This is a genomic window from Pseudomonas sp. NPDC096917, from assembly GCF_044762555.1.
In the GTDB taxonomy this organism is placed as follows: domain Bacteria; phylum Pseudomonadota; class Gammaproteobacteria; order Pseudomonadales; family Pseudomonadaceae; genus Aquipseudomonas.
In genome coordinates, this window is record NZ_JBIWEO010000005.1 from 188,798 (window position 1) to 211,452 (window position 22,655).

Here is a 22,655-nt window from a genome sequence, read left to right on the forward strand (position 1 = left end):
ACGGGGATCGCTGGCGGCCGGCACCCGTGACCTGACGAGTAACACGATGGCTGATTTACCGATCGACGACCTTAACGTTGCCTCCAACGAAACCCTGATCACACCTGAACAGCTCAAGCGCGAGATTCCTCTCAGCGATACAGCGCTGCAGACCGTGACCAAGGGGCGTGAGGTCATTCGCAACATCCTGGATGGCAAAGACCATCGACTGTTCGTTGTCATCGGGCCTTGCTCGATCCACGACCTCAAGGCTGCCCACGAGTACGCCGAGCGTCTCAAGGTGCTCGCGGCACAAGTCAGCGACACGCTGTATCTGGTCATGCGGGTTTATTTCGAAAAGCCACGGACTACCGTGGGCTGGAAAGGCCTGATCAACGACCCGTACCTGGACGACTCGTTCAAGATCGAAGACGGTCTGCACATCGGCCGCAAATTGCTGCTGGACCTGGCCGAAATGGGCCTGCCAACCGCTACAGAAGCCCTTGATCCGATTTCCCCGCAGTACCTGCAAGACCTCATCAGTTGGTCGGCGATTGGCGCACGCACCACCGAGTCGCAGACTCACCGCGAAATGGCCTCCGGCCTGTCCTCGGCCGTGGGCTTTAAAAACGGCACGGATGGCGGCCTGACCGTGGCGATCAACGCCTTGCAATCGGTTTCGAGCCCACACCGCTTCCTGGGGATCAACCAGGAAGGGGGCGTGTCCATCGTCACCACCAAGGGCAACGCTTACGGGCACGTGGTATTGCGCGGGGGTAACGGTAAGCCGAACTATGATTCGGTCAGCGTAGCCCTCTGCGAGCAGGCACTGACCAAGGCTAAAATCACCCCGAACATCATGGTCGACTGCAGCCACGCCAACTCCAACAAAGACCCGGCGCTGCAACCGCTGGTGATGGAGAACGTGGCCAACCAGATCCTCGAAGGTAACCAGTCGATTATTGGCCTGATGGTTGAAAGTCATCTGAACTGGGGTTGCCAGGCAATTCCCAAAAACCTTGAAGACTTGAAGTACGGCGTCTCGATCACCGATGCCTGCATCGACTGGGCGAGCACCGAGAGCACCTTGCTCAGCATGCATGCCAAGCTCAAGGACGTACTGCCAAAACGTTCTCGCGGCTGATTCTCCAGCGCACACAAAAACGCCGGGCTAGCCCGGCGTTTTTATGCAGTGTTGTTTCAGGTCTTGGCTTGGGCGCGCTTGTGACGCTCCATGTAGCGCTCTACATAGGAGCATGAGGGGATCACCTCATAGCCCATTTTCTCGGCGTAATCGAGTGCCTGCTCAGTCAAGGCCGCCGCAATACCGCGGCCACGAAGGGCGTTGGGTACAAACGTGCGATAGATATCCAGAGTCTGCTTACCCAAATCCATGTAGGTCAGGTAGGCCCGGTGACCGTCGATTATGGTCTCAAACTGGTGACCTGCCTGGTCATGGTGGATGGACAGCGCCTCGCTCATCATTACTCCTCGCGGGTCTTGGACTTTGACCCTACCTTACTGGTGTTTTTCCGCCGAGGGAACTACTAGGATCTGTTCCCGTTTCATTGCAAGCCGCGTCGCTGGCTAAATTTGACACACGACCCGAAGGGACGAAAGCCCACGTGGCTGCAATGAAACGGGAACAGACCCTAGGGTAGTCGCTCTCGCAATTGATGCTCAGTGAGGGCGCGCATGCAGAGGCGGACGAAAAACCCTCGATCAAGGATTTTCCCAGGCTATGCAGCGAATGCGTCCAGAACATTTGCGGAAGGTTGAAGCTAAGACGCAAGCGCCCTCTTGAAGTCACTTCGGGCTGTCTTTATATTTGCACACCGCACGCTGGCGGCTACCAAAAAACAGCTGATTTGTCAGACACAATCTGTTAAATCTAGCCTATTGGCTTTGATTGCCAATTATTTTTTTTGGTTCTTGCGCTAGGTCAGTTTACTTACTACAAGTAATGGGTAGTATGTACGCCGGCTGTTTCCTCATGTTGAAGGAGCAGCTTCAATTAGAAAGTCCTTGAAGGGGAACACGATGAACAACGTTCTGAAATTCTCTGCTCTGGCATTGGCCGCAGTTCTGGCTACCGGTTGCAGCAGCGTATCTAAAGAAACTGAAGCCCGTCTGACTGCAACTGAAGATGCAGCAGCTCGTTCCCAGGCTCGTGCTGACGAAGCCTACCGCAAAGCTGACGAAGCTCTGGCTGCTGCTCAAAAAGCACAACAGACTGCTGATGAAGCTAACGAACGTGCTCTGCGCATGCTTGAAAAAGCAAGCCGCAAGTAATAGTCCTTCGGGATTATTATCGAAGCCGACCCATTCATGGGTCGGCTTTTTTTATGCCCGCCCGTAACTAAGCAGGGCACAAAAAAACCGCCAGGGAGTTAACCGTGGCGGCTGGTCAATGCTTTAGTGCTATTACTGAACGTAGTCCAGGGACTGCCCCACCGGCGCTGCGGTATTGGCAATACCAATCTCTTCGGGTATCCCGGTTTCAGCACCGACAACAGGGAACGCTTTGTCCTTGTCGATCTGGATGCTGTTTTCCAAGTCCTTATGCTTCAGCAGAAAATTGATAAAGGCCGCGTACTTGTTTTGCAAGTCTTCGGGAGTCAAATGCGACTTGTCACTTTTTGCAAGCAGTGATCCATCTTTGACATTCAGCGGTTCGTGCACCTCAAGGAAGACCTTGCCGCCACTGACACCGATTTTGTAAGGCTCGTTAATGATTCTGACGGGGGTGCCTACCGGCACCAGCCTGGCCATTTCAAGCACGTTCTTGTTCAACATTCGGAAGCAGCCATGGCTGGTGCCAGTGCCGATACCAAACTTGGCGTTCGAGCCATGAATCAGGTAGCCCGGCATGCCAAGCGTGAACTTGAAGGGCCCTAGCGGGTTATCAGGGCCTGCAGGCACGACATTAGGCAGTGGATCACCGTTCAGGGCGTGCTCGGCCTTGATCGAGGCAGGCGGCGTCCAGGTAGGGTTAGGCGTTTTGGCGGTTACCCGCGTCTGGCCCAGCGGCGAACCCCAACCTTCCCGGCCAATACCCAGCGGAAAGGTGTAAACCTTGTTCTGATCCTTGGGGAAGTAGTACAACCGGTACTCAGCCAAGTTGATCACAATGCCTTCGCGCTTGCCCGGCGGCAAGATGAACTGGGTCGGCAGCACAATGTCGGTGTCGACGATCGATCCATCCAGATTCTTTTTGACCGGCAACCAGGCATCGACCCCCGGGTTGGCGGCAATCATTTCCGAATAACCCAGTTCATATTCGTTGCCAAGGTCAGAAAAGGAGTCCTCGTACTTGCCCTTGATGACCTGGACCTGCCCGACCACGTCTTCACCTGGAGGCGGCAGCGCAAATTCAAGCGCATAAACGGGGCCCGCAACACACAGTGCGGCAACTGACAGGTAGCGGGTGACGGCAGGTAGGCGCGACAACATCCGGGACATCCTTCGCAGAATCAACGGGGGATAAAAAAGGGAGTGTACACGCCGCCCTGAAAAGCCGGGAGGCGTCGTAGTACGTCTTAAGGTTTCAGACAGATTGAATCATAGTTCAAAGCGCAACTCAGGCCAGATAGGCTCTGTGCCACGACGTTGCGACTCGATGATCGCCCGGCACAGCGGGCACAGCCGATGGTCCTGAAAAACCTTGCGCGTGACATTTGACCAACGCGGCTGCGCAGGCAGTAACGAGCCACACAACGTGCGATCAATCGTGCCACCCAGCTCCAATTGGCGCGTCACCAAATGCACCCGTACTTCCTGGCAGGCGAACAAATCGAGCTGTTCATCGGGCTCGATCAGTTGATAAGCATGTAAAGACCAGGCAGGACGCGACATCAGGGGCTCCAAATCGGGGGGGCGCCACCTTAGCCGAAAGCATGCCGCTAGAAAAGCATCAAAGCAGCGGTTTTAGGGTTGGCCACACATTATCCAGTAACCGGCCCTGTGCATTCGCCTTCGGATGGAGTCCGTCCGCCTGGATAAACTCCGGATGACCGCCCACGCCTTCCATGAAAAACGGCACCAGCGAGATCTTTTTCTCACTCGCCAGATCGCGGTAAACCTTGGCAAAAGCCTGGGTGTAACGCGCACCATAATTGGGCGGTAACAGCATGCCCAACACCAGCACCTTCGCACCGGCTTTTTGCGAGGCATCCACCATGTCGGCAAGATTTTGTTTCAATTGAGTGATAGATTGGCCTCGCAGCCCGTCATTGGCTCCCAGCTCAACAATCACCACCTGCGGCTGATGCTCTGCAAGCAGTGCTGGCAAGCGCGCAAGCCCGCCTGCGCTGGTGTCGCCACTGATTGAAGCATTGACCACCTGGTCGTCATAACCCTGCTCTTTCAAGCGCTGTTGCAGCAAAGACGCCCACCCCAGGCGAGCATCGAGGCCCAAAGCCGCACTAATGCTGTCGCCGACGATCAAAATTGTTCCCGCCGCTGCATTCTGCGCTATACACATCAGGGCCAGAGCAGCACTTAAAAACCACGTACGCATTGGATTCTCCATGGGCGAAAGTATTCTCACCGCGCAGAACCTTAGCAAAGTGGTTCCCAGCGCGGAAGGCGAGTTAACCATCCTGCACCCTTTAAGCCTTGAGCTGCACAAAGGCGACAGCCTGGCGATAGTCGGGGCATCCGGTTCCGGAAAATCCACCCTGCTGGGCCTGCTGGCCGGGCTCGATCTGCCCAGCCAGGGCGAAGTCATGTTGGCCGGACACGCGCTCAGCACACTGGATGAAGACCAACGCGCTCGCGTGCGCGCTGAACACGTCGGCTTCGTCTTCCAGTCGTTCCAACTGCTCGACAGCCTCAACGCGTTGGAAAACGTGATGCTGCCAATGGAGCTGGATGGCCGCAAAGACGCCCGCGAACACGCGCGGCATCTGTTGGAGCGTGTCGGCCTAGGCCAGCGCCTGGGCCACTCGCCGCGCCAACTGTCCGGCGGCGAACAACAGCGCGTCGCCATTGCCCGCGCATTTGCCGCCACCCCGGACGTGCTGTTTGCCGACGAGCCCACCGGCAACCTCGACAGCCACACCGGTGAGCGCATCACCGACTTGCTCTTTGAACTGAACAAAGAACGGGGCACCACGCTGGTGCTGGTGACCCATGACGAACGTCTGGCCCATCGCTGCCGACGCCTGATCCGCCTTGAAGCTGGCCACTTGGTCGGCCCTCTGGAGCCTTGATGGCACGCCTGCCACTGCTGCGCCTGGTCAATCTCGCCTTTCGCCAACTGCTGCGCGATGCCCGTGCAGGCGAGTTACGGGTGTTGTTTTTCGCCCTGCTGGTCGCAGTGGCTGCCAGCACCGCCATCGGCTACTTCGGCGCCCGCCTTAATGGCGCGATGGTGTTGCGCGCGACCGAATTCCTGGGCGCCGACCTGGTGCTGGAGGGCAGTTCACCGGCTCGTGAAGAACAAATCAAAGTCGGCAAAGAACTGGGCCTGCAACATGCCCGGATCGTCGAATTCTCCAGCGTGATTGCCACCGACAACGGCATTCAGTTGTCCAGTATCAAAGCCGCCGACAGCGCCTATCCACTGCGCGGGGCACTCAAAAGCGCTACCCAACCCTTTGGGCAAGAACAAACCGGCGGCGGACCCAAGCCCGCAGAAGCCTGGGTTGAACCCAGGCTGCTGACCGCACTCGACCTGAAGGTGGGTGACGAGATTGATGTCGGCTCAAAAACCGTCAAGATCACCCGTGTTCTGACCTACGAACCCGATCGCGCCGGTAACTTTTACAGCCTGACCCCGCGCGTGCTGATCAATCTGGACGACCTTCAAGCCACGGGTATCGTGCAACCGGGCAGCCGGGTCAGCTTTCGCGAACTGTGGCGCGGCGAAGCGCCTGCGCTTGAGTCGTATCGCCAAACAATCAAACCCGGCCTCGATGCCAACCAGCGCCTGCTGGACGGCCGCGATGGCAACCAGCAGATTGGCGGCGCCCTGGGCAAGGGCGAGCGTTACCTGAATATGGCCAGCCTGGTGGCGGTCTTACTCGCTGGCGTTGCAGTTGCCTTGTCGGCAAGCCGTTTCGCCATTCGCCGTTTTGACGCCAGCGCACTGCTGCGCTGCCTGGGCTTGTCGCGTCGAGAAACACTGTGGCTGTTTGCCCTGCAACTGGCCATGATCGGACTGCTGGCCAGTCTGGCTGGCGCTCTGCTCGGCTGGCTTGCGCAACTCGGCCTGTTCGCCTTGCTGCACGACTTGCTCCCCGCAGACGTACCGCCCGGCGGCCTGATACCGGCGATTGCCGGGATGGGCACCGGGCTGGTGGCACTGGCAGGCTTTGCCTTGCCACCCTTGGCCGCACTGGGGCGCGTCCCCCCGCTGCGGGTGCTGCGCCGTGACATCTTGCCGATCCCTGCCAGCACCTGGAGCGTCTACGGGGCCGCGCTGCTGGCCCTGGGTCTGATCATGTGGCGAATGAGCCTGGATCTGGTGCTAACCTTCGCCTTGCTCGGTGGCGGCGTTATTGCTGCGCTGGTGCTTGGCAGCCTGTTGTTGCTCGGCTTGCAGGGGCTTCGTCGCGGCTTGGCCGGGGCCTCATTGCCTTGGCGCCTGGGTTTGGGGCAGTTACTGCGCCAGCCCTTGGCTGCTGCGGGCCAGGCTCTGGCCTTTGGCCTGATTCTGTTGTCCATGGCGCTCATTGCCTTGCTACGCAGTGAGTTACTCGACACGTGGCAAAACCAGTTACCTAAAGACGCGCCCAACTACTTTGCACTCAACATCCTGCCCGCCGACAAAGACACCTTCGGCGCGCGCCTGCATGAACTTCAAGCGCAGGCAGCGCCCATCTACCCCGTGGTTCCCGGACGCTTGATCAGTATCAACGGCGAGTCGGTGCAAGTACTGGTCACCAAAGACTCCAGCGGCGACAAAGCCGTGCAGCGCGACCTCAGCCTGACCTGGGCGGCCGACCTGCCCGCGGGTAACGAACTGACGGCGGGCCAGTGGTGGACGACGCAGCCAAACGGCGAAATCCCGGGCGTGTCGGTTGAGGCCAAGGTGGCCGAAAGCCTGAAGCTAAAACTGGGCGATCACTTGGTGTTTACCGTGGCCGGGGTTAACCGTGAGGCCCAGGTCACCAGTTTGCGCAGCATCAACTGGGACAACTTTCAGCCCAACTTCTTCATGATCTTCCAACCCGGTACCTTGCAGGATTTGCCAACCACCTACCTCACCAGCTTTTACCTGGCGCCGGGTCACGACAAAGAAATCATCGAGCTGTCACGCAGTTTCCCGGCAGTGACCATTCTGCCGATTGATGCCTTGCTCGAGCAGCTGCGCAGCATCCTGGCGCAAGTCACGATTGCCATTGAGTACGTGCTGTTGTTCGTCTTGGCGGCGGGGATGGCGGTGCTATTTTCCGGCCTGCAGTCCACCCTGGATGAACGCATTCGCCAAGGTGCCCTGCTACGAGCACTCGGCGCTGAGCGCAAATTGCTGACCAAGGCCCGCCGTATCGAGTTCGGACTGCTGGGCGCCACCAGCGGCTTGCTGGCCGCGCTGGGCGCAGAGCTGGTGAGTCTGGCGCTGTACCGCTATGCCTTTGACCTGCCTTGGCATCCCCATCCGTGGCTGTTGCTGCTGCCTGTGCTCGGCGCCGTGATGGTCGGCGGCGCAGGGGTTTTTGGCACCCGCCGGGCGCTGAATGCCAGCCCGCTGACAGTGCTGCGCGAGGGCTGATAGACTCGCGCCCCTCTTTACCAACGGATTGCCCATGAGTCGCTACCGCCCTCCTCGCCCTGCCGGCACCGCGCTGATCACCCCCGAAGGTGAAGCGCGGATGCGCGCCGAACTGCATGAGCTGTGGCATGTGCGCAGACCGCAAGTCACGCAGTCGGTCAGTGAGGCTGCGGCTCAGGGTGATCGTTCGGAAAACGCTGAATACACCTACGGCAAGAAAATGCTGCGCGAGATCGACAGCCGTGTGCGCTTTCTCACCAAGCGCCTTGAAAGCCTGAAAGTGGTGAGCGAAAAACCCAGCGACCCGAACAAGGTGTATTTCGGCGCCTGGGTCACGATTGAAGATGAAGAGGGCAAACAATCGCGCTACCGCATCGTCGGCCCCGATGAACTGGACCTTAAACAAGGCCTGATCAGTATCGACTCTCCTCTGGCCCGAGCCTTGATAGGCAAATCGCTGGATGCCGAAGTCCGCGTTCAAACCCCCACCGGGGAACAGTGGGTTTATATAGTCGCTATTGATTACCCCTGATCAACAGCGCCGCTGTTTTTTCCAGGTATGCAAGCCCCTGAATACCCCGGCTGCATACGCTGATTAACGCAGGGTAATCAGACCCTGACGCGACACACGGATCAGATTGCGAATGACCTGTTCTGCCTGTTCTGCGGCGGGAGACTGAATCACTGCCAAGTCAAAACTGTCATCGGCAAAGCGCGTCAGCCCGTCACCCTCTTCAACAAACTGAATCAGAAACGCCGAAGCCCGACCTTTGCGACGTGGCCAGCCATCCAGATAACGCAGCAGCGTTGGCTGATGTTTACCACCCAGAAGGATTTGTGGATTGCGAAAAGTCTGATTGGCCGTGATCGGCGCAAGACGTACGAAGGGACGTGGCTGACTCATGTATCGGTTCTCCGCCTCAAGGTTCTGCGTGGCAGGTGAGAGGCAACACCGAACCAGCGCTTTAGCGGTATTTCGAGGCTTGCTCAAGCCTCTTAGACGGTCTCTCGACCCTCTGGCGCCCCGCAAGTAGCTGTTTAAATCGGCGCAATAAACATCCTAGATAAAGCCGGTTACAACTGTCAAGAATCATGTTCCCCGATAGACAGTTGGCGAATTCAAACCACTGAAACCCCTGCGTCACAATCCCTTGTTAGCCTGCCTCCAAAAATCGTTAGTCACACTTGATCAGGAACCCGTCATGAGCGACGAGAAAGACAAGGGCACCCTACTTCCTGCCGATACCAGCCGCCGTCGCTTCCTCGCCGGTGCTGCCGCGCTGGGCGTAGGCGCCGCGACCTTGAGCGCTTACGGGAGCAGTGAACATGACAGCCCGGTCAAGGTGCTGCCCCTGACCCCCGCCGAGCTGGACAAAAAACTCCGCGAAAAGGTGAAAACCATCGTGGTGATCTATGCCGAGAACCGCAGCTTCAACAACCTGTTTGCCAATTTCCCGGGTGTAGAAAAACCCTTGTCCGCACTCACGCCCGCCGATTACCAGCAGCGAGATCGCGATGGCAGTCTGTTGCACACCCTGCCACCGGCCTGGGGCGGCATCTTGCAAATAGGTCCGCAGACTGTTGACGGGGTGACTTACGAACAGGGCGTGCAGTTTCAGGAAAACCTGCCTAACGCACCGTTCGCGCTCAAGGGCCCGAACCACGAGGACCTGCCGCTAAGTCTGGTGACCCGCGATCTATGGCACGTGTTTTATCAAAACCAGATGCAGATCAACGCTGGCAAGAACGACCAGTTCGTGGCCTGGGCAGACTCCGGGGGCTTACCGATGGGCTACTACGCGCAGTCGCAGTACTCGCTGCGCCTGTGGGACGTGGCGCGCGAGTTCGTGCTGTGCGACAACTTCTTTCAGGGCGCATTCGGCGGCTCGTTCCTCAACCACCAGTATTTGATCAGCGCCACCGCGCCGTTCTACCCGAATGCCGCCACCTCGGTGGCCAAGTCCCAGATAGCGACGTTGCAAGGCGACGACCCGACCGGAACGCGCCTAAAACCGCTGGACAAAACCCCGGACAGCGCCATGACCGGTGCACCGCAGTTCGGCCCCAGCGCCCTCACGCCGGATGGTTTTGCCGTCAACACCATGGCTCCGCCCTACTGGCCAACCTGGATTCGTGACCCCGAGCGCCCGGACTATTCCAAGCCCGACCTGCCGAGCGTGCTGGTGCCACAAAGTCACGAGCACATCGGGGACAAGCTGAGCAAAAAGAATATCGACTGGGCCTGGTACGCGGGTGCCTGGCAAGCCACCCTGGACCAGTACAAGGATTCGGGCGGCATTCCGAAAATCCCGAACTTCCAGTACCACCACCAGCCGTTCAACTACTTCACCCAGCAAGGCCCGGAAAACCCGGCTGAGCGCAGCAAGCGCTTACGCGACGCAGGCCTGGGTGACGAAGCCGCCACCAACCACTTCCTGGCCGATGCCGAAGCCGGCACCTTGCCTGCCGTGTCTTTCTACAAGCCTCAGGGCAACCTAAACCTGCACGCCGGCTATGCCGATGTGGCCAGCGGCGACCGACACCTGGACCGTACACTCAAAGTGCTGCGCAACAGCCCGCAATGGGAAAACATGGTCGTGGTACTCACCGTGGACGAAAACGGCGGATGGTGGGACCACGTGGCGCCGCCCAAGGGCGATCGTTGGGGTCCCGGCACGCGAATTCCTGCACTGGTGGTGTCGCCCTTCGCCCGTAAAGGCACGGTTGACCACACGGTGTATGACACCGCTTCGATCCTGCGCTTTATCACCCGTGTGCATCAGCTGGAAGTGCTCGACGGTCTAAAACAGCGTGACGATGCAATGAAAACGCGCGGACAAGCGCCCATGGGTGATCTCACCAACGCCCTGACGTTCTGACACAGGCCGCTTATGCCCTGCGCTACACGCATAAAAAATCCGCAGCCCTGATCGGGGCTGCGGATTTGTGTGCGTACAGGCTACGGTTTAATCGGCAATGGCACGGTCGATCGACAACTTGCCAGCGCCTTCGAACAACACCGCCACAGTGCCCCCCAGCAAAGCCAAAGCGAATTCATAGCCGTTGTTGGCCATAAACAAACCGTTATGGATGTGCACCGAGAAGATCGCCACCAACAATGTAAACGACAAGCCCAATGCCGCTGGTCGCGCCAGCAACCCCACAATCAAAGCCAGCCCGCCAAAGAACTCAGTGCCGCCCGACAACAGCGCCATCAGCGTACCGGGCGCCAGGCCAATGCTTTCCATCCATTGCGCAGTGCCTGCCAGGCCACCGCCACCGAACCAGCCAAAAAGCTTTTGCGAGCCGTGAGCGGCAAAGACGATGCCGACGAAGATCCGCAATACAGTCAAGCCGTAACCGGCACGTGTTCCAAGAACGGTCTGGATCAATTTGCTCATGGTGCAGTCCTTTGAATCAGTGGGGAATTGGACGCTATATTAATCAGTTTTTATTATGTTAAAAGTCGAATAAACCCAGCATAAGAATCGAATTATTCGATTATTTACGAGAGGCCACTGTCTGCCCCGCAGGCTCCAAAGAGTCCCGCTCACGGTCGAAGGCCAAATAGTATTTATTCACGCTATTAACATAGCTGACGCCACTCATCCCCACCTGTTCCATGGCAATTCGTTCCACCTGAAAAAACCATTGATTGGGGTTCAACCCCCGGCGCCTGGCCTCCGCCCGCATGGCCTGCACCCGCTCAGGGCCCATGTTGTAAGCGGCCAGCACAAAGGCCATACGCTCACGCTCGTTAAGTTTGGGGCTGGAGAAGAATTTGCGGCGAATCATGGCCAGGTACTTGGCGCCGGCCTGCACATTGTTGTCGACGTTTTTAATGTCATTGACCCCCACCCGCTGCGCGGCGGAAGGGGTAATTTGCAGCAGCCCGGTGGCGCCACCCGAACCCCGCGCGCCCGGATCCAGAGCCGACTCCTTAAACGCCAGTGCTGCCAGATTCAGCCAGTCCATACCCTGCTGCCTGGCATGCTTTTGCAGCACGGGGCGCAATTTTTCCAGCTTCTGCCTGTCGGCTTTGGCCAGCGGGTTATGCACGCGATACAAACGTCGGTACACCCGCTCAAACGCAACATCCTGATTGGACGGTGCCTTATAACCCGCCAAGAACTTATCGATACTGGCGTGCAACATGGACGCATCGCGGCGCACAAACCAACGCATCGCTGCCGGTTCGCTGATCAGGACCTGGCGATCAAAACGCAACTTGGGCATTAACGTGGCCCAGCGCTCGGCAATCGGTTTTTCGACAATCGTCAGATGAAAAATCCCGGCCTGCACCATTTCCAGCACATCTTCCACCGCCAGGCTCGGATCGACCCACTCCACCTTTACCGGGGGCAACTTGCGTAACGCCAGCTTTTGGTTGATCAGATTGATCGACTCACCCGCGGCACTGCCAGTGGTCAGCGCCACTGTTCGGCCCGACAGCTGTTCGAATCGGGTGTAACGGTGTTCGCCTTTAACCCCGACCAGCAGCAAGGGCACCCGGTCGATAACAGGATCGCTCGGGCTTACCGCATGAGTGGGTTTGACGTCCAGCAACTCCCCCGGCGCCATTAAGTCGCCCTCGCCGCGCATCAACGCACCGAGCATCTGGTCTTTGGCCTTGGGGATAATTTTGAAGGTGATTTCTTGCCCGTCACGGGCATGCGCATTGAGGTAGCGCTCGAAGGCGCGCAGACGGTGATATTCAACACCGATGTCTTCGCCCTGCACTTCGCCAGAGCTGTTGCGGCTTTGATTCACCAGCACCCGCAGAACCTGACTGCTGCGAATTTGCGCCAGATCGCGGGCCTGACTTGGCTGCCCGACCTGCAAAGGTCCAGCCAGGCGTGCCATCACCGGTATCGGCAACAGCATCAGGCACAGCGCAATCAAAAGCGTAGGTTTCGTCATCCGTTCTCCGCAAAGAATACAGTCCAGCCGCGCGTCGGATTACCCGACAATCGGTCGCCCCAGTTGGGGATTCCAGCGCTGGAAACAGAGCGCAATACAGCCAATGCACCCTGAAATAGAAACGGGCATTGGGTTATTGCGGCATTCAAAGACAACCATAACCGTCTGTAGTTCTTGGTTTTTCTTATAAATCTACAGCTCTGATATGCTTCGCGGCCTGTGGCCTGAGGTAGCACCATGCAACTCATCGATATCGGCGTCAACCTGACCAATCCAAGTTTTGACGGTAAACACCGCGCTGTTTTAGAGCGTGCTTATGCTGCTGGCGTCGCACAATTGGTCCTCACCGGCACCAGCGTTGAAGGCAGCGAACAGGCCTTGCACCTGTGCCGCGAGCTGGACGAAAACGGGGATCGGCTGTTCACCACCGCCGGCATTCACCCGCACTCGGCCAGCGACTGGAACGGCGACAGCGCCCAGCGTTTAATGGCCCTGCTCAAAGAATCCAACGTCAGGGCCGTGGGCGAATGCGGGTTGGACTTCAACCGCGACTTCTCCCCCCGCGCCCAACAAGAGAAAGTGCTCGAGGAGCATCTGGCGATGGCCGTGGAGTTGCAGTTGCCAGTGTTCCTGCATGAGCGCGACGCCAGCCAGCGCCTGCTGGAAATCCTGCGTAACTACCGCGACCACCTGCCAGCAGCGGTCGTGCACTGTTTCACCGGCGAGAAGCGGGCACTGTTCAGCTACTTGGACCTGGACCTGCATATCGGCATTACCGGCTGGATTTGTGACGAGCGGCGCGGCACCCACCTGCACCCGCTGGTGCGTGACATCCCGCGTGGTCGATTAATGCTTGAAAGCGATGCACCGTACCTGCTGCCGCGCACCTTGCGACCAAAGCCCAAAAACGGCCGCAATGAACCGGCCTACCTGCCGGAAGTCTTGCGTGAAGTGGCCGTGCACCGCGAAGAGAGCGAACAAGACCTCGCCGCCCACACCAGCGCCTGCGCTCGCGCATTCTTTGGATTGCCCACACTCAACGCGTAAAACCAAACCTTATAGCCGCTGCCGCAGACTGCGATAAGGACCGAAGGGCCTTGGCTGTCTATCCACAAACAGGGCCGCTGTGCTGCCCATCGCAGCCTCCGGCAGCGGCTACAGGATTCGCTCACCCACCCACCTTGACCCACATCAACACTGTCTTCACAGAGCAGCGGCACAATGATGGCACCTTGCCAATGTTGTTTCCGCAAAATCAGAGAAGACCGTCCATGGGTGCCTGGCTTAGCAACATCTCGCTTAAGTACAAATTCTGGGCCGTGAATGCAGTGGCCTTTGTCACGACGTTGCTGCTGGTGCTGTATGCCGTGCAACTCGAACAGCAATCGCGCAGTGATGCGGCGCACGCGAGTGCCGAGGCCCAAGCGCATTTACTCAGTGTCTGGCCCGCTGGGCAGGCGTGGCCTCAAGCCCGTGATCTGCTGCACATCGCGCCCGATAACGTCCCGACGCTTAACGATCAGCCACTCCCGCAGTTGAGTGACGCCAACGGTTGGGTGTCGATCAATCGCATGCCGCTGTTTGGGCAAAACCCGTTGTCAGGCGCCGCCGTGATCACCCGCGAGAATGGACAAAAGGTCGCCGTACTGGCTTATGCACCGAGCCTGGCTCAGGTGTTCGTGGAGCGCTTACCCAATTATGCGATGGCCGTTTTGGTGTTGATGCTGGCCATGCTCTGCGCCTCCCAATTGCTGATCCGCTTTTTGCTCAGCCAACTCAATACCCTTAAAGACGTCATGTTACATGTCGAAAAAACCGGGGACTTGTCAGCTCGCGTTCCACTGGCCTGCACCGATGAAGTCGGGCAGATGGCCGGCGCCTTCAACGCCATGCAGGCGGGTTATCAACGTGTGGTCAACACCGTGGCCGACACCGCCGCGCAGCTTGACGCCGGAGCAGCGCGCCTGGCCAGCAGCATGAATGAAGTGCAGCATGGCATGCTCGGCCAGCAAAGCGAGACCGATCAGGCCGCAACCGCGATTAATGAGATGACCGCCACGGTCTATCACATCGCCCAACACGCAGGCGCCACCCGCGATCTGTCGCAAACCGCCGACAATCTGGCCGGCAGCGGGCAACAAGTGGTCAGCCGCGTGCAACACTCCATCGCCAGCCTGTCGGACGGGGTACAAAAAACCGCCGAGATGATTCAGCAATTGGCGCAAGACAGCCAGAAGATCAATAACGTGGTCAACGTGATCCACAGCATTGCCGAGCAGACCAATTTGCTGGCACTCAACGCCGCCATCGAGGCCGCACGGGCGGGCGAGATGGGCCGCGGCTTTGCGGTCGTCGCCGACGAAGTGCGGCACTTGGCCAAACGCGTACAAACCTCCACCGACGAAATCACCTCCATGGTGTCGGCCTTGCAAACAGGCACCCGCGATGCGGTGGACTTTATGCAGGAAAGCGCGTTCAAGGCCGACGATTGCGTGCAACAAGCGCAGGAAGCAGGCACCGCCCTGGCCGAGATTACTCATGCCGTGGCGCAGATGCGCGAAAGCAACACGCAAATCGCGGTGGCCGCCGAGCAGCAAAGTCAGGTAGCAGAAGAAATGAACCGGGCCGTGGTCAGCATCCGCGATGTGACGGAAAACACCGTGCAGCAAACCGTCGATTCGGCCACCACCAGTAACCAGTTAGCCACACTGGCCGCAGCGCTGAACCGCGCCATTGGTCAGTTAAAACTATAAGGCCAATAGCCAGACTCGATTCGCCGTGCGCCCATCACGGCCCTATCCTCTGTTCATCCGGTTCAGACACAACTGAACCCTTGAAACAAGGAGATTGATCATGGGCAAACGTCATCCCAACCTACCCGCCTGGCAATGGCGCTCGAACCCACAGAGCAATCACAGCGCCAGCCATCAGGCTCTGAATCTGATCGCCATACCGATGATGGTACTGGCCTTTCTACTGCTGGCCTCTGGCGTATTCAGCAACAACGCATCGAGCGCCGTGATTGGTTTGGTCGCCTTGTTTGCCGGCATGCTGATACAGCGCCACAGCCGTCAGCAAGACGCCAAGGCTCAGGCTGCACAGCACAGTAAGACCTTTTAGCCGAAGATGGCGACGGTCTGGCGACTGATCGCTATCAGTTCGCCATTGGGTGCCCACAGATTGGCCGCCACATGACCGTAGCCGTCACGGGCATGCTCAATGACGGCCAGGTATTTGCACCATTCAAGGGTGCTGGCCGTAGGCAGCGGTTGCACAAACTCGATCGTCCAGGTCAGCGTGCTGCCCGCCGTGGGCTTGTTCAAAAGCGGCAGCAAGGCCGGTGGCCAGGCATCAACCAGCGCCAGCAGATGGGTTTCGGTCAGCGGCTGCTCTGCAACTTCCCCGTCAAAACGCACCCAACCGCCCATTTCTCGCGTGCCACGCCCGGTAAACGGAAGCGCGCCTACCGCCCAGCCCATGGACAAATGGCGCATAAACTCCGGCGTAACACCTTTGATGTAGGGCAACAATGGGCATTCTTGCGGCGCTTTCATCTGCGGCGCAGGCAAACTGTCGACCTTGACCAAAGACTCGCGTGCCGCGCCAAAACTGCCTTGGACCAGTGTCACCACCTGGCCTTTTTGCACCGCTCGCCCCAGCACCTGGCTCACGGCCTTGCCTTCACGCAGCACTTGCACTTCAAAACTGATCGGCACGCCAGGTTCGGCGGGGCCGACAAACGTGACCGCCAACGAGCGCAAGACACGCTCGACCGATACTTGAGCACGCATGGCTTCGTACTGCAAAGCCACCATCAACCCGCCAAAACCGGCACGCCCCTGCGCCCAATCTTCAGTGATCGTCACGTCTGACGGATTTTTGCGCACGGCCTCGACCAATTCTGAAAACTGCATACACACCTCAAAGCAGAAAATATGACGCGATACTACTGGTCTGTCTGACGCTGCACAGCGCTCATTTACGCCAAATCATCTGCTGAAAGGGCAGTCAGGCAGCAATACCTCGGGGCCGCTGACGAGGCACGAGGACTGCGATAGTTTGCGTTTCAAGATCAACAGATCGCAGCCTGCCCCAGCGCCCACGCCAGGCTGGTGTGCTGGCGATCTGGAAGTCGACCTGTCTCTAACCGCTAAAACGCGCGGCGCTCAATTTGATCAAGGCCCGATCAGCACGTTTTTCACCGCGTTTGAGCGTTGCACGCCATTGTTCGACGCACGGTTGCAGGTCCGGCTGCTGCTCTGCCTGCAACAGCCACTGCCAGGCGTCATGCCATTCACCCAAGGCCTTTTGCGCGTCCTTGAGCCGATTCATCAGCCCTGCCGGGATGCGTTCGAGCTCTGGATAAGCTTCGGCACCATAACGCACACGCTTGATCAACAAGCGGACTTCATGCCGATCATGCCCCGGATCATTCAATGCTTTGTGCAAGGCCTTCCACTGCTTGGCCAACACCGCTTCAATGCGCCCACGCACGCCACGCAGCAAGCCTTCACGCTCGCTGGCGCGTAAAAAGCGCGGGAACACATCGAGGATCATCAGCAGTTGCGACAGCTCAGTGCTGTCTGCCACCCGCTCGTAACTGCCTGCCAGCTGTTTCAAACGTCGCGCGGCCAGTGTTGGGTGACCGTGTTGCTCAAGGTGCGCGGCCAGCACTTCAAGGTCTCGCATTGGCGTTGTTAACACACCGACCTGAGACGCGGACATCTCGAGCTGAACCACACCCGGCAAGCCCCGCAACGGGCGTAACAAGCTGCGCAAGCGACGCACAGTCGTGCGCAGGTCGTGCAGCGCCTCTGGGTCAGTTTGAGCCTGCAAACGCGCCTGGCAGGCCAGCAATCTGACCTCCAGGCGCAGGCAATTGGCGACGATCCGATCAACCAAATCAGACATCCTTTACCTCCCCCGTCAAACCGGCTTAACGTCCGGCACGGGACTCACGAATATAGAAACGCGCTTTCTCGGCTTTGATGGTACAGCCCTCAAACGCTTCGAATTGCTGCTGAGTTTTTGCCGCAGTCAGCAAGGACAATGCCTTGGAATAGCTGACCGTGCCTGCAAAACCTTCAGCCTTGGCCAGGTCCAGCTCATGCCACGCAGCATCCAGCTGGGTACCGCAACTGTCACGATAAACCGTTTTCCCCGCGCAACCGGCCAATGCAATTGCAATCAATGGCACACAGATCCAAGCTTTCATGGTTCATCCCTCAAATTAATGTTCAGAGCCAACTAAGACGGGCTACAGGCCCAAAAGTGCCGTCATGCCAAACACGGCCCCCACGAGATTACCTCGCGATTTTCGATCCTCAAAAAGGCACCCTGAGCCAGATCGCTTCTACAGCCTAGCTGGCCGATACCATTTGAGCTGTCGTTAGACCTCACAAAAAGGCATTGTAAGCACTTGTCTGGCAAAGGGCCCTGTCATGAAAAAGCGGATTGCATTGGTACTAGGCTCAGGTGGCGCGCGAGGGTATGCCCATATCGGCGTGATACAAGAACTCGAAAGCCGCGGCTACGAGATCGCCTGCATTGCCGGTTGTTCGATGGGAGCGGTGGTCGGGGGCGTTTACGCTGCGGGCAAACTGGATCAGTACCGCGACTGGATTCAAAGCCTCGACTACCTGGATGTTTTGCGTCTGGTGGACGTGAGTTTTCGGCTGGGGGCCATTCGGGGAGAAAAAGTCTTCGGGCAGATCCGTAATATCGTGGGCGAAATCAACATTGAAGACCTGCGCATTCCCTACACAGCCGTCGCCACAGATTTGACCCACCAACAGGAAATATGGTTTCAGGAAGGCTGCCTGCACCAAGCCATGCGTGCCTCTGCCGCTATTCCCAGCCTGTTCACCCCCGTGATGCAAGGTAACCGCATGCTGGTGGACGGCGGTTTGCTCAACCCTTTGCCCATCGTCCCGGTAGTGTCCAGCCATTGCGACCTGATTGTCGCCGTGAACTTGAACTCAACCACGCAAAACCACTATCAATTGCCGGTCATTCAGCGCCCGGCAGCGTTTAAGGGGCGTTTTGATAACTTGATGAGTTCGCTGGGCTCGCACATCCCGTTTCGCACCAAACAGGCGGAGCACCTGCGCAACCTGGAGCAGGAACTGCTCAAACCGTTTGCCGAGCCGGCAGTTGAGGAGCCATTAGACCCTTGGCTTGAGTCGGCCTACCCAAAAAACCGGCAACCGGCAGTCGCCAATGAAGGTGCCCCCAAATCGGCCACAGGCTCGGTCATCGTCGACAACGTCGGCCCCGCGTCGTTACTGGACTTGATCAACCAGAGCTTCGAGGTGATGCAAACCTCATTGGCGCAATACAAGATTGCGGGCTATCCGCCCGACATTCTGATCAACGTGCCCAAACGGGTGTGCCGCTTTTTTGAGTTTTACAAAGCACCGGAGCTCATCGCTTTAGGCCGTGAAATTGCCAAGGACACGCTGGATCGCTATGAAGCCGATCAGCATGCCCGCTTGTAGTCCTATCGCTGGGTCAAATTTAGCCAGGCAAGGCGCAGAGCCTGAAGCGATCAGCCACCCAGCAACCGATACCCCACACCCGGCTCCGTCACGATAAAACGAGGGTTGGTCGGGTCGTCTGCCAGTTTTTGCCGCAGATGACCGACCACAATGCGCAGGTAGTGACTGTTCTCGATGTGGGTCGGGCCCCAAATATCCTTGAGCAATTGTTGCTGGGTAATCACCCGCCCCGGATGCCGTGCCAGTTGCGCCAGCACCGCGTACTCCTTGCGGGTCAGCGCCACTTCCAGACCGTCGAGCAGCACGCGGCGAAACGCCAGATCGATGGTTAAAGGGCCCAGCTCAACCGCCGCTTGCTGGGCCTCACCCGTTGGGGCCTGACGCAATAAGGCGCGGATGCGCGCCAAAAACTCCTGTATCCCAAATGGCTTGGTCACGTAGTCATTGGCCCCGCCGTCCAGCGCCTGGACTTTTTGCGCCTCACTGGCGCGCACCGAGAGCACCAGCACCGGCGCACTGGACCACTCGCGAAACTCGCGCAAGACCTGTTGGCCGTCCATGTCCGGCAAGCCCAGGTCCAGTACCACTACGTCCGGCTTGTTCAAGGCCGCCTGGCTCAAGCCTTCAGCCCCTGTCGCGGCTTCCAGCACGTTGTAGCCTTGAGACACCAGGCTGATGCGCAGAAACTTGCGAATCTGGGGCTCATCATCAATGACTAAAACGGTCGCGGGCAGGCTCATGGCAGTTCATCGCAGCAAGGATATGGCCAAAGAGTATCAGTCTTCACGCTCCGCCTCTTCCTGATCCATGGCCGGTTGATCGCGCAACGGCAAATACAAGGTGATGCATGTGCCCTGCCCGCCAATGCCTTGACCCACCGTGATACGGCCACCATGCGCGCCGACCATGCCCTGACAAATCGCCAAGCCAAGGCCCGTACCCTGCCCCCCACGATCACCACGGGCAGCGGTGTAGAACATGTCAAAAATCTTGGCCCGGTCCTCTTCGGGAATACCCGGCCCCTGATCGCTGACGGCAAACCACAACTCACCTTCGTCAGCCCCGGCGCTCAGTAACAACTGACCATGGGGCGGCGAGAAGCGCGCGGCGTTTTCCAGCACATTGATCAGCGCCTGTTCGATCAGGGCAGCATGGACGTGGAGCAAAGGTAACTGCGCCGGTACATCGACGCGCACCTGCAACGGCGCCAGCACGGCGCGTAAGCGGTTCAAGGCGCTGCCCACAATGTCGGCGGGTGACACCCAGTCACGGGCCAGTTTCAATGCGCCGTGGCCGAGCCGGGTCATGTCCAGCAAGTTCTGAATGTAGCGGTCCAGACGCTCAGCCTCATCGCGGGTGCCTTCGAGCAATTCGCGTCGATCCGCCAGCGCGATGGCCTCGCCCAAGGCCAGCAAGGTGTCGATGCTGCCGCGCATGGTGGTCAGCGGGGTGCGCAAATCATGGGACACCGACGCCAGCAACGCGCTGCGCAATTGTTCGGTTTCGCCATGCAAGCGCGCGGCTTCCAGGTCTTGCGCCAAGCGGGCGCGGGCCAGCGCCTGCGCCAGCGGTTGGCTCAGCGCCATCAGTAAACGTCGACGTTGGCCACTCAGTTGCTGACCCTCTTTGGGGCACACGCCGAGCAAGGCCAGCGGCCCGTCTTCAGCACTTAAGGGCCACCACCACCAATTGCCCATCGGCAAGGTGCCGGTACCTTTGCCCGCCGGCTGATCATGGCTCCAGGCCCAATCCGCAGCGGCCCGTTCCGATTCGTTAAAGTGCAGCGGACCGCCGGTTTCGACAGTCCAGCCGCCGTCGCCATCACGATTGAGCAGGCACACATTGAGTTCCTTCCAGGCGCTCAAATGTTGTGCAGCCGCATTGACCACTGCCTGGCGATCCGTCGCGGCCGTGAGCTTGCGCGACAGGTCGAGTAACTGTGTGGTTTCTTCCTGAGTATCACGCAACGCTTGCAGTTGCCGGCGCTGGCGGGCCGCCAGGTTACCGGTGAGCGCAGCCATCAGCAAAAAGAACAACAGCGTCAGCACGTCCTCTTCACGCTGAATGCTGAACGAGAAGTTGGGGGGGATGAACAGGAAGTCGTAAGCCAGAAATGACAGCGCAGCGCAGGCCAGCGCAGGCCCCAGGCTACTGCGCACCGCGACCAGCAACACCGCAGCCAAAAATACCAGCGAGATATTGGGCAGCGCCAACACGCTGGCGACCCCCCAGGCCAAAGCACTGGCCAGCACGGTGGCCGTGAGCGCCAGACCATAGTCAAACCACACCAACGCATGTTTGCCACGACTCACGGCGGGTTCGGGCGATGGCTCGTTGTCGAGGACGTTGATTTCCAGGCCGTGCGAATTGCGCAGCAAACGCGCCGCCAGCCCGCCACCGAACACACGTCGACGCCACGTTAACCGTGACTGTCCCACCAACAGCAGGCTGGCACGCCGCTCACTGGCGTGCTGGATCAGGGTTTTGGCCACCTCACCCGCGCGCAACAGCACCACTTCCCCGCCCAGCCTTTCAGCCAGTTGCTGGGCGTTTTGCAAGCGTAAACGCGATTGCTCGTCACGGGCGCTGCCGTTATCGACGTGCACCAAGCTCCAAGGCAAGTGCCTGCGCTCCGCGACGCGACTGGCATGGCGCACCAGGCGCTCGGCATGCCTGTCGCCATCTATGCCCACCAGCAAGCGGCCACGTAACGCAGGCGCCGACTGCCCTTGTTGGCGATAGCCTTTGTCGAGCTCATCATCGACGTACACAGCGGCGGTCTGCATCGCCAGTTCGCGCAGGGCATTGAGGTTGGTCTGGCTAAAAAACGCATCAATCGCCGCTCGCGCCTGCTCGGGCACGTAGACCTTGCCTTCGCGCAGCCGCTCCAGCAGTTCGCGCGGCGGCAGGTCGATCAGCAGCAGTTCGTAGGCTTCCTGCACGATCCAGTCAGGCAGGGTTTCGCGTACCTGCACCCCGGTGATGCCGCGCACTTGATCGTTGAGGCTTTCGAGGTGCTGGACGTTGACAGTGGTGTAGACATCGATCCCGGCGGCGAGCAGTTCTTGCACGTCTTGCCAGCGTTTCGCATGGCGGCTGCCGGGGGCATTGCTGTGGGCGAGTTCATCGACCAGCACCAATTTCGGTTTGGCCACGAGCAGGCCATCGAGGTCCATTTCTTCGAGCTCAACACCCCGGTATTGCGAGCGCAGCATGGGTTGCTGAGGCAACCCATTGAGCAATGCCTCGGTCTCGGCCCGACCATGGGTTTCGACCACCCCGGCCAACACCGCGACCCCTTGGCGCAGTTGGGTGTGGGCGGCTTGCAGCATGGCGTAGGTCTTGCCCACACCGGGGGCCGCGCCAAGGAACACTTTAAGCCGCCCACGGCCTGCGCGTGGCAAATCAGCTAACAGCGCATCGGCGCGACCGGAATTTGTCATGGGACCTACCTATTGAATACATAACCCCGAAGGAGCGAGCTTGCCTCGCGATCTTTTGATCTTGAAACACAATCAAAAGATCGCAGCCTGCGGCAGCTC

The 22,655-nt window shown here is 58.9% G+C and carries 22 protein-coding genes; 10 read left to right on the forward strand and 12 right to left on the reverse strand.

Going from position 1 to position 22,655, the window contains the following annotated elements:
• Positions 1-46 precede the first annotated feature (46 nt).
• The gene (locus ACIQYF_RS08045; protein WP_402859200.1) at positions 47-1,123 is read left to right on the forward strand and encodes a 3-deoxy-7-phosphoheptulonate synthase; all 1,077 of its coding nucleotides are present in this window, start codon (positions 47-49) and stop codon (positions 1,121-1,123) included.
• A 56-nt stretch (positions 1,124-1,179) separates the two neighbouring features.
• On the opposite strand, the gene ACIQYF_RS08050 is transcribed toward ACIQYF_RS08045, so the two are convergent.
• A complete protein-coding gene (locus ACIQYF_RS08050) occupies positions 1,180-1,461 on the reverse strand; it encodes a GNAT family N-acetyltransferase (protein WP_402859388.1) in 282 nt (93 codons plus the stop codon).
• 558 nt (positions 1,462-2,019) lie between these two features.
• On the opposite strand from ACIQYF_RS08050, the gene oprI reads away from it, so the two are divergent.
• On the forward strand, positions 2,020-2,271 hold the full coding sequence (oprI, locus tag ACIQYF_RS08055; protein ID WP_003172710.1) for an outer membrane lipoprotei OprI: 252 nt from the start codon (positions 2,020-2,022) through the stop codon (positions 2,269-2,271).
• A 132-nt stretch (positions 2,272-2,403) separates the two neighbouring features.
• On the opposite strand, the gene ACIQYF_RS08060 is transcribed toward oprI, so the two are convergent.
• The 3 genes from ACIQYF_RS08060 to ACIQYF_RS08070 all read right to left on the reverse strand — a co-directional run bounded on the left by ACIQYF_RS08060 (position 2,404) and on the right by ACIQYF_RS08070 (position 4,498).
• Positions 2,404-3,432: a L,D-transpeptidase family protein gene (locus ACIQYF_RS08060; protein WP_402859203.1), complete on the reverse strand. Its 1,029-nt coding sequence runs from the start codon at positions 3,430-3,432 to the stop codon at positions 2,404-2,406.
• 108 nt (positions 3,433-3,540) lie between these two features.
• Positions 3,541-3,834 (reverse strand): hypothetical protein, encoded by a 294-nt coding sequence (locus ACIQYF_RS08065; RefSeq protein ID WP_402859206.1) that lies wholly within the window; start codon positions 3,832-3,834, stop codon positions 3,541-3,543.
• Positions 3,835-3,892: 58 nt separating this feature from the next.
• Positions 3,893-4,498, reverse strand: coding sequence for an arylesterase (locus tag ACIQYF_RS08070; protein ID WP_402859209.1), 606 nt, complete (start codon positions 4,496-4,498; stop codon positions 3,893-3,895).
• A gap of 10 nt (positions 4,499-4,508) precedes the next feature.
• Between ACIQYF_RS08070 and ACIQYF_RS08075 the strand changes: the two genes are divergently transcribed.
• The 3 genes from ACIQYF_RS08075 to greB are packed head-to-tail and all read left to right on the forward strand — an operon-like array spanning position 4,509 to position 8,228.
• Positions 4,509-5,192, forward strand: a complete 684-nt coding sequence (locus ACIQYF_RS08075) for an ABC transporter ATP-binding protein (protein ID WP_402859212.1) — start codon at positions 4,509-4,511, stop codon at positions 5,190-5,192.
• Entirely contained in the window at positions 5,192-7,696 is a 2,505-nt protein-coding gene (locus tag ACIQYF_RS08080; RefSeq protein ID WP_402859214.1) for an ABC transporter permease, read from the forward strand. The genes ACIQYF_RS08075 and ACIQYF_RS08080 overlap by 1 nt, the downstream gene beginning before the upstream one ends.
• 34 nt (positions 7,697-7,730) lie before the next feature.
• On the forward strand, positions 7,731-8,228 hold the full coding sequence (greB, locus tag ACIQYF_RS08085) for a transcription elongation factor GreB (protein ID WP_402859216.1): 498 nt from the start codon (positions 7,731-7,733) through the stop codon (positions 8,226-8,228).
• 63 nt (positions 8,229-8,291) lie between these two features.
• On the opposite strand, the gene ACIQYF_RS08090 is transcribed toward greB, so the two are convergent.
• A complete protein-coding gene (locus tag ACIQYF_RS08090) occupies positions 8,292-8,600 on the reverse strand; it encodes a class I SAM-dependent methyltransferase (protein WP_402859219.1) in 309 nt (102 codons plus the stop codon).
• A gap of 298 nt (positions 8,601-8,898) precedes the next feature.
• On the opposite strand from ACIQYF_RS08090, the gene ACIQYF_RS08095 reads away from it, so the two are divergent.
• On the forward strand, positions 8,899-10,575 hold the full coding sequence (locus ACIQYF_RS08095; RefSeq protein WP_402859222.1) for an acid phosphatase: 1,677 nt from the start codon (positions 8,899-8,901) through the stop codon (positions 10,573-10,575).
• An 87-nt stretch (positions 10,576-10,662) separates the two neighbouring features.
• On the opposite strand, the gene ACIQYF_RS08100 is transcribed toward ACIQYF_RS08095, so the two are convergent.
• The gene (locus ACIQYF_RS08100) at positions 10,663-11,097 is read right to left on the reverse strand and encodes a DoxX family protein (protein ID WP_402859225.1); all 435 of its coding nucleotides are present in this window, start codon (positions 11,095-11,097) and stop codon (positions 10,663-10,665) included.
• Positions 11,098-11,197: 100 nt separating this feature from the next.
• Entirely contained in the window at positions 11,198-12,616 is a 1,419-nt protein-coding gene (locus ACIQYF_RS08105; RefSeq protein ID WP_402859228.1) for a transglycosylase SLT domain-containing protein, read from the reverse strand.
• 237 nt (positions 12,617-12,853) lie between these two features.
• Here ACIQYF_RS08105 and ACIQYF_RS08110 point away from each other — a divergent pair, with 237 nt between their 5' ends.
• From ACIQYF_RS08110 to ACIQYF_RS08120, 3 genes are all read left to right on the forward strand, one after another.
• Entirely contained in the window at positions 12,854-13,663 is an 810-nt protein-coding gene (locus ACIQYF_RS08110; RefSeq protein ID WP_402859231.1) for a TatD family hydrolase, read from the forward strand.
• 224 nt (positions 13,664-13,887) lie between these two features.
• Entirely contained in the window at positions 13,888-15,369 is a 1,482-nt protein-coding gene (locus tag ACIQYF_RS08115; RefSeq protein WP_402859234.1) for a methyl-accepting chemotaxis protein, read from the forward strand.
• Positions 15,370-15,469: 100 nt separating this feature from the next.
• Complete coding sequence (locus tag ACIQYF_RS08120; protein ID WP_402859237.1) at positions 15,470-15,736, forward strand: terminase; 267 nt, start codon at positions 15,470-15,472, stop codon at positions 15,734-15,736.
• Here the strand turns inward: ACIQYF_RS08120 and ACIQYF_RS08125 are convergent.
• The 3 genes from ACIQYF_RS08125 to ACIQYF_RS08135 form a co-directional block, all read right to left on the reverse strand.
• Positions 15,733-16,530, reverse strand: coding sequence for an acyl-CoA thioesterase (locus ACIQYF_RS08125; RefSeq protein WP_402859240.1), 798 nt, complete (start codon positions 16,528-16,530; stop codon positions 15,733-15,735). The genes ACIQYF_RS08120 and ACIQYF_RS08125 overlap by 4 nt on opposite strands.
• Positions 16,531-16,759: 229 nt before the next feature.
• Positions 16,760-17,527, reverse strand: a complete 768-nt coding sequence (locus ACIQYF_RS08130) for a CHAD domain-containing protein (RefSeq protein ID WP_402859243.1) — start codon at positions 17,525-17,527, stop codon at positions 16,760-16,762.
• 25 nt (positions 17,528-17,552) lie between these two features.
• Positions 17,553-17,831 carry a hypothetical protein gene (locus ACIQYF_RS08135; RefSeq protein ID WP_402859246.1) on the reverse strand — a complete coding sequence of 93 codons (279 nt, stop codon included), beginning with the start codon at positions 17,829-17,831 and terminating at the stop codon, positions 17,553-17,555.
• A gap of 226 nt (positions 17,832-18,057) precedes the next feature.
• Between ACIQYF_RS08135 and ACIQYF_RS08140 the strand changes: the two genes are divergently transcribed.
• Positions 18,058-19,113, forward strand: a complete 1,056-nt coding sequence (locus tag ACIQYF_RS08140) for a patatin-like phospholipase family protein (RefSeq protein ID WP_402859249.1) — start codon at positions 18,058-18,060, stop codon at positions 19,111-19,113.
• 50 nt (positions 19,114-19,163) lie between these two features.
• Here the strand turns inward: ACIQYF_RS08140 and ACIQYF_RS08145 are convergent, their stop codons facing one another.
• Entirely contained in the window at positions 19,164-19,853 is a 690-nt protein-coding gene (locus ACIQYF_RS08145) for a response regulator (protein ID WP_402859252.1), read from the reverse strand.
• Positions 19,854-19,889: 36 nt separating this feature from the next.
• Positions 19,890-22,556 (reverse strand): ATP-binding protein, encoded by a 2,667-nt coding sequence (locus ACIQYF_RS08150; RefSeq protein ID WP_402859255.1) that lies wholly within the window; start codon positions 22,554-22,556, stop codon positions 19,890-19,892.
• Positions 22,557-22,655 lie beyond the last annotated feature (99 nt).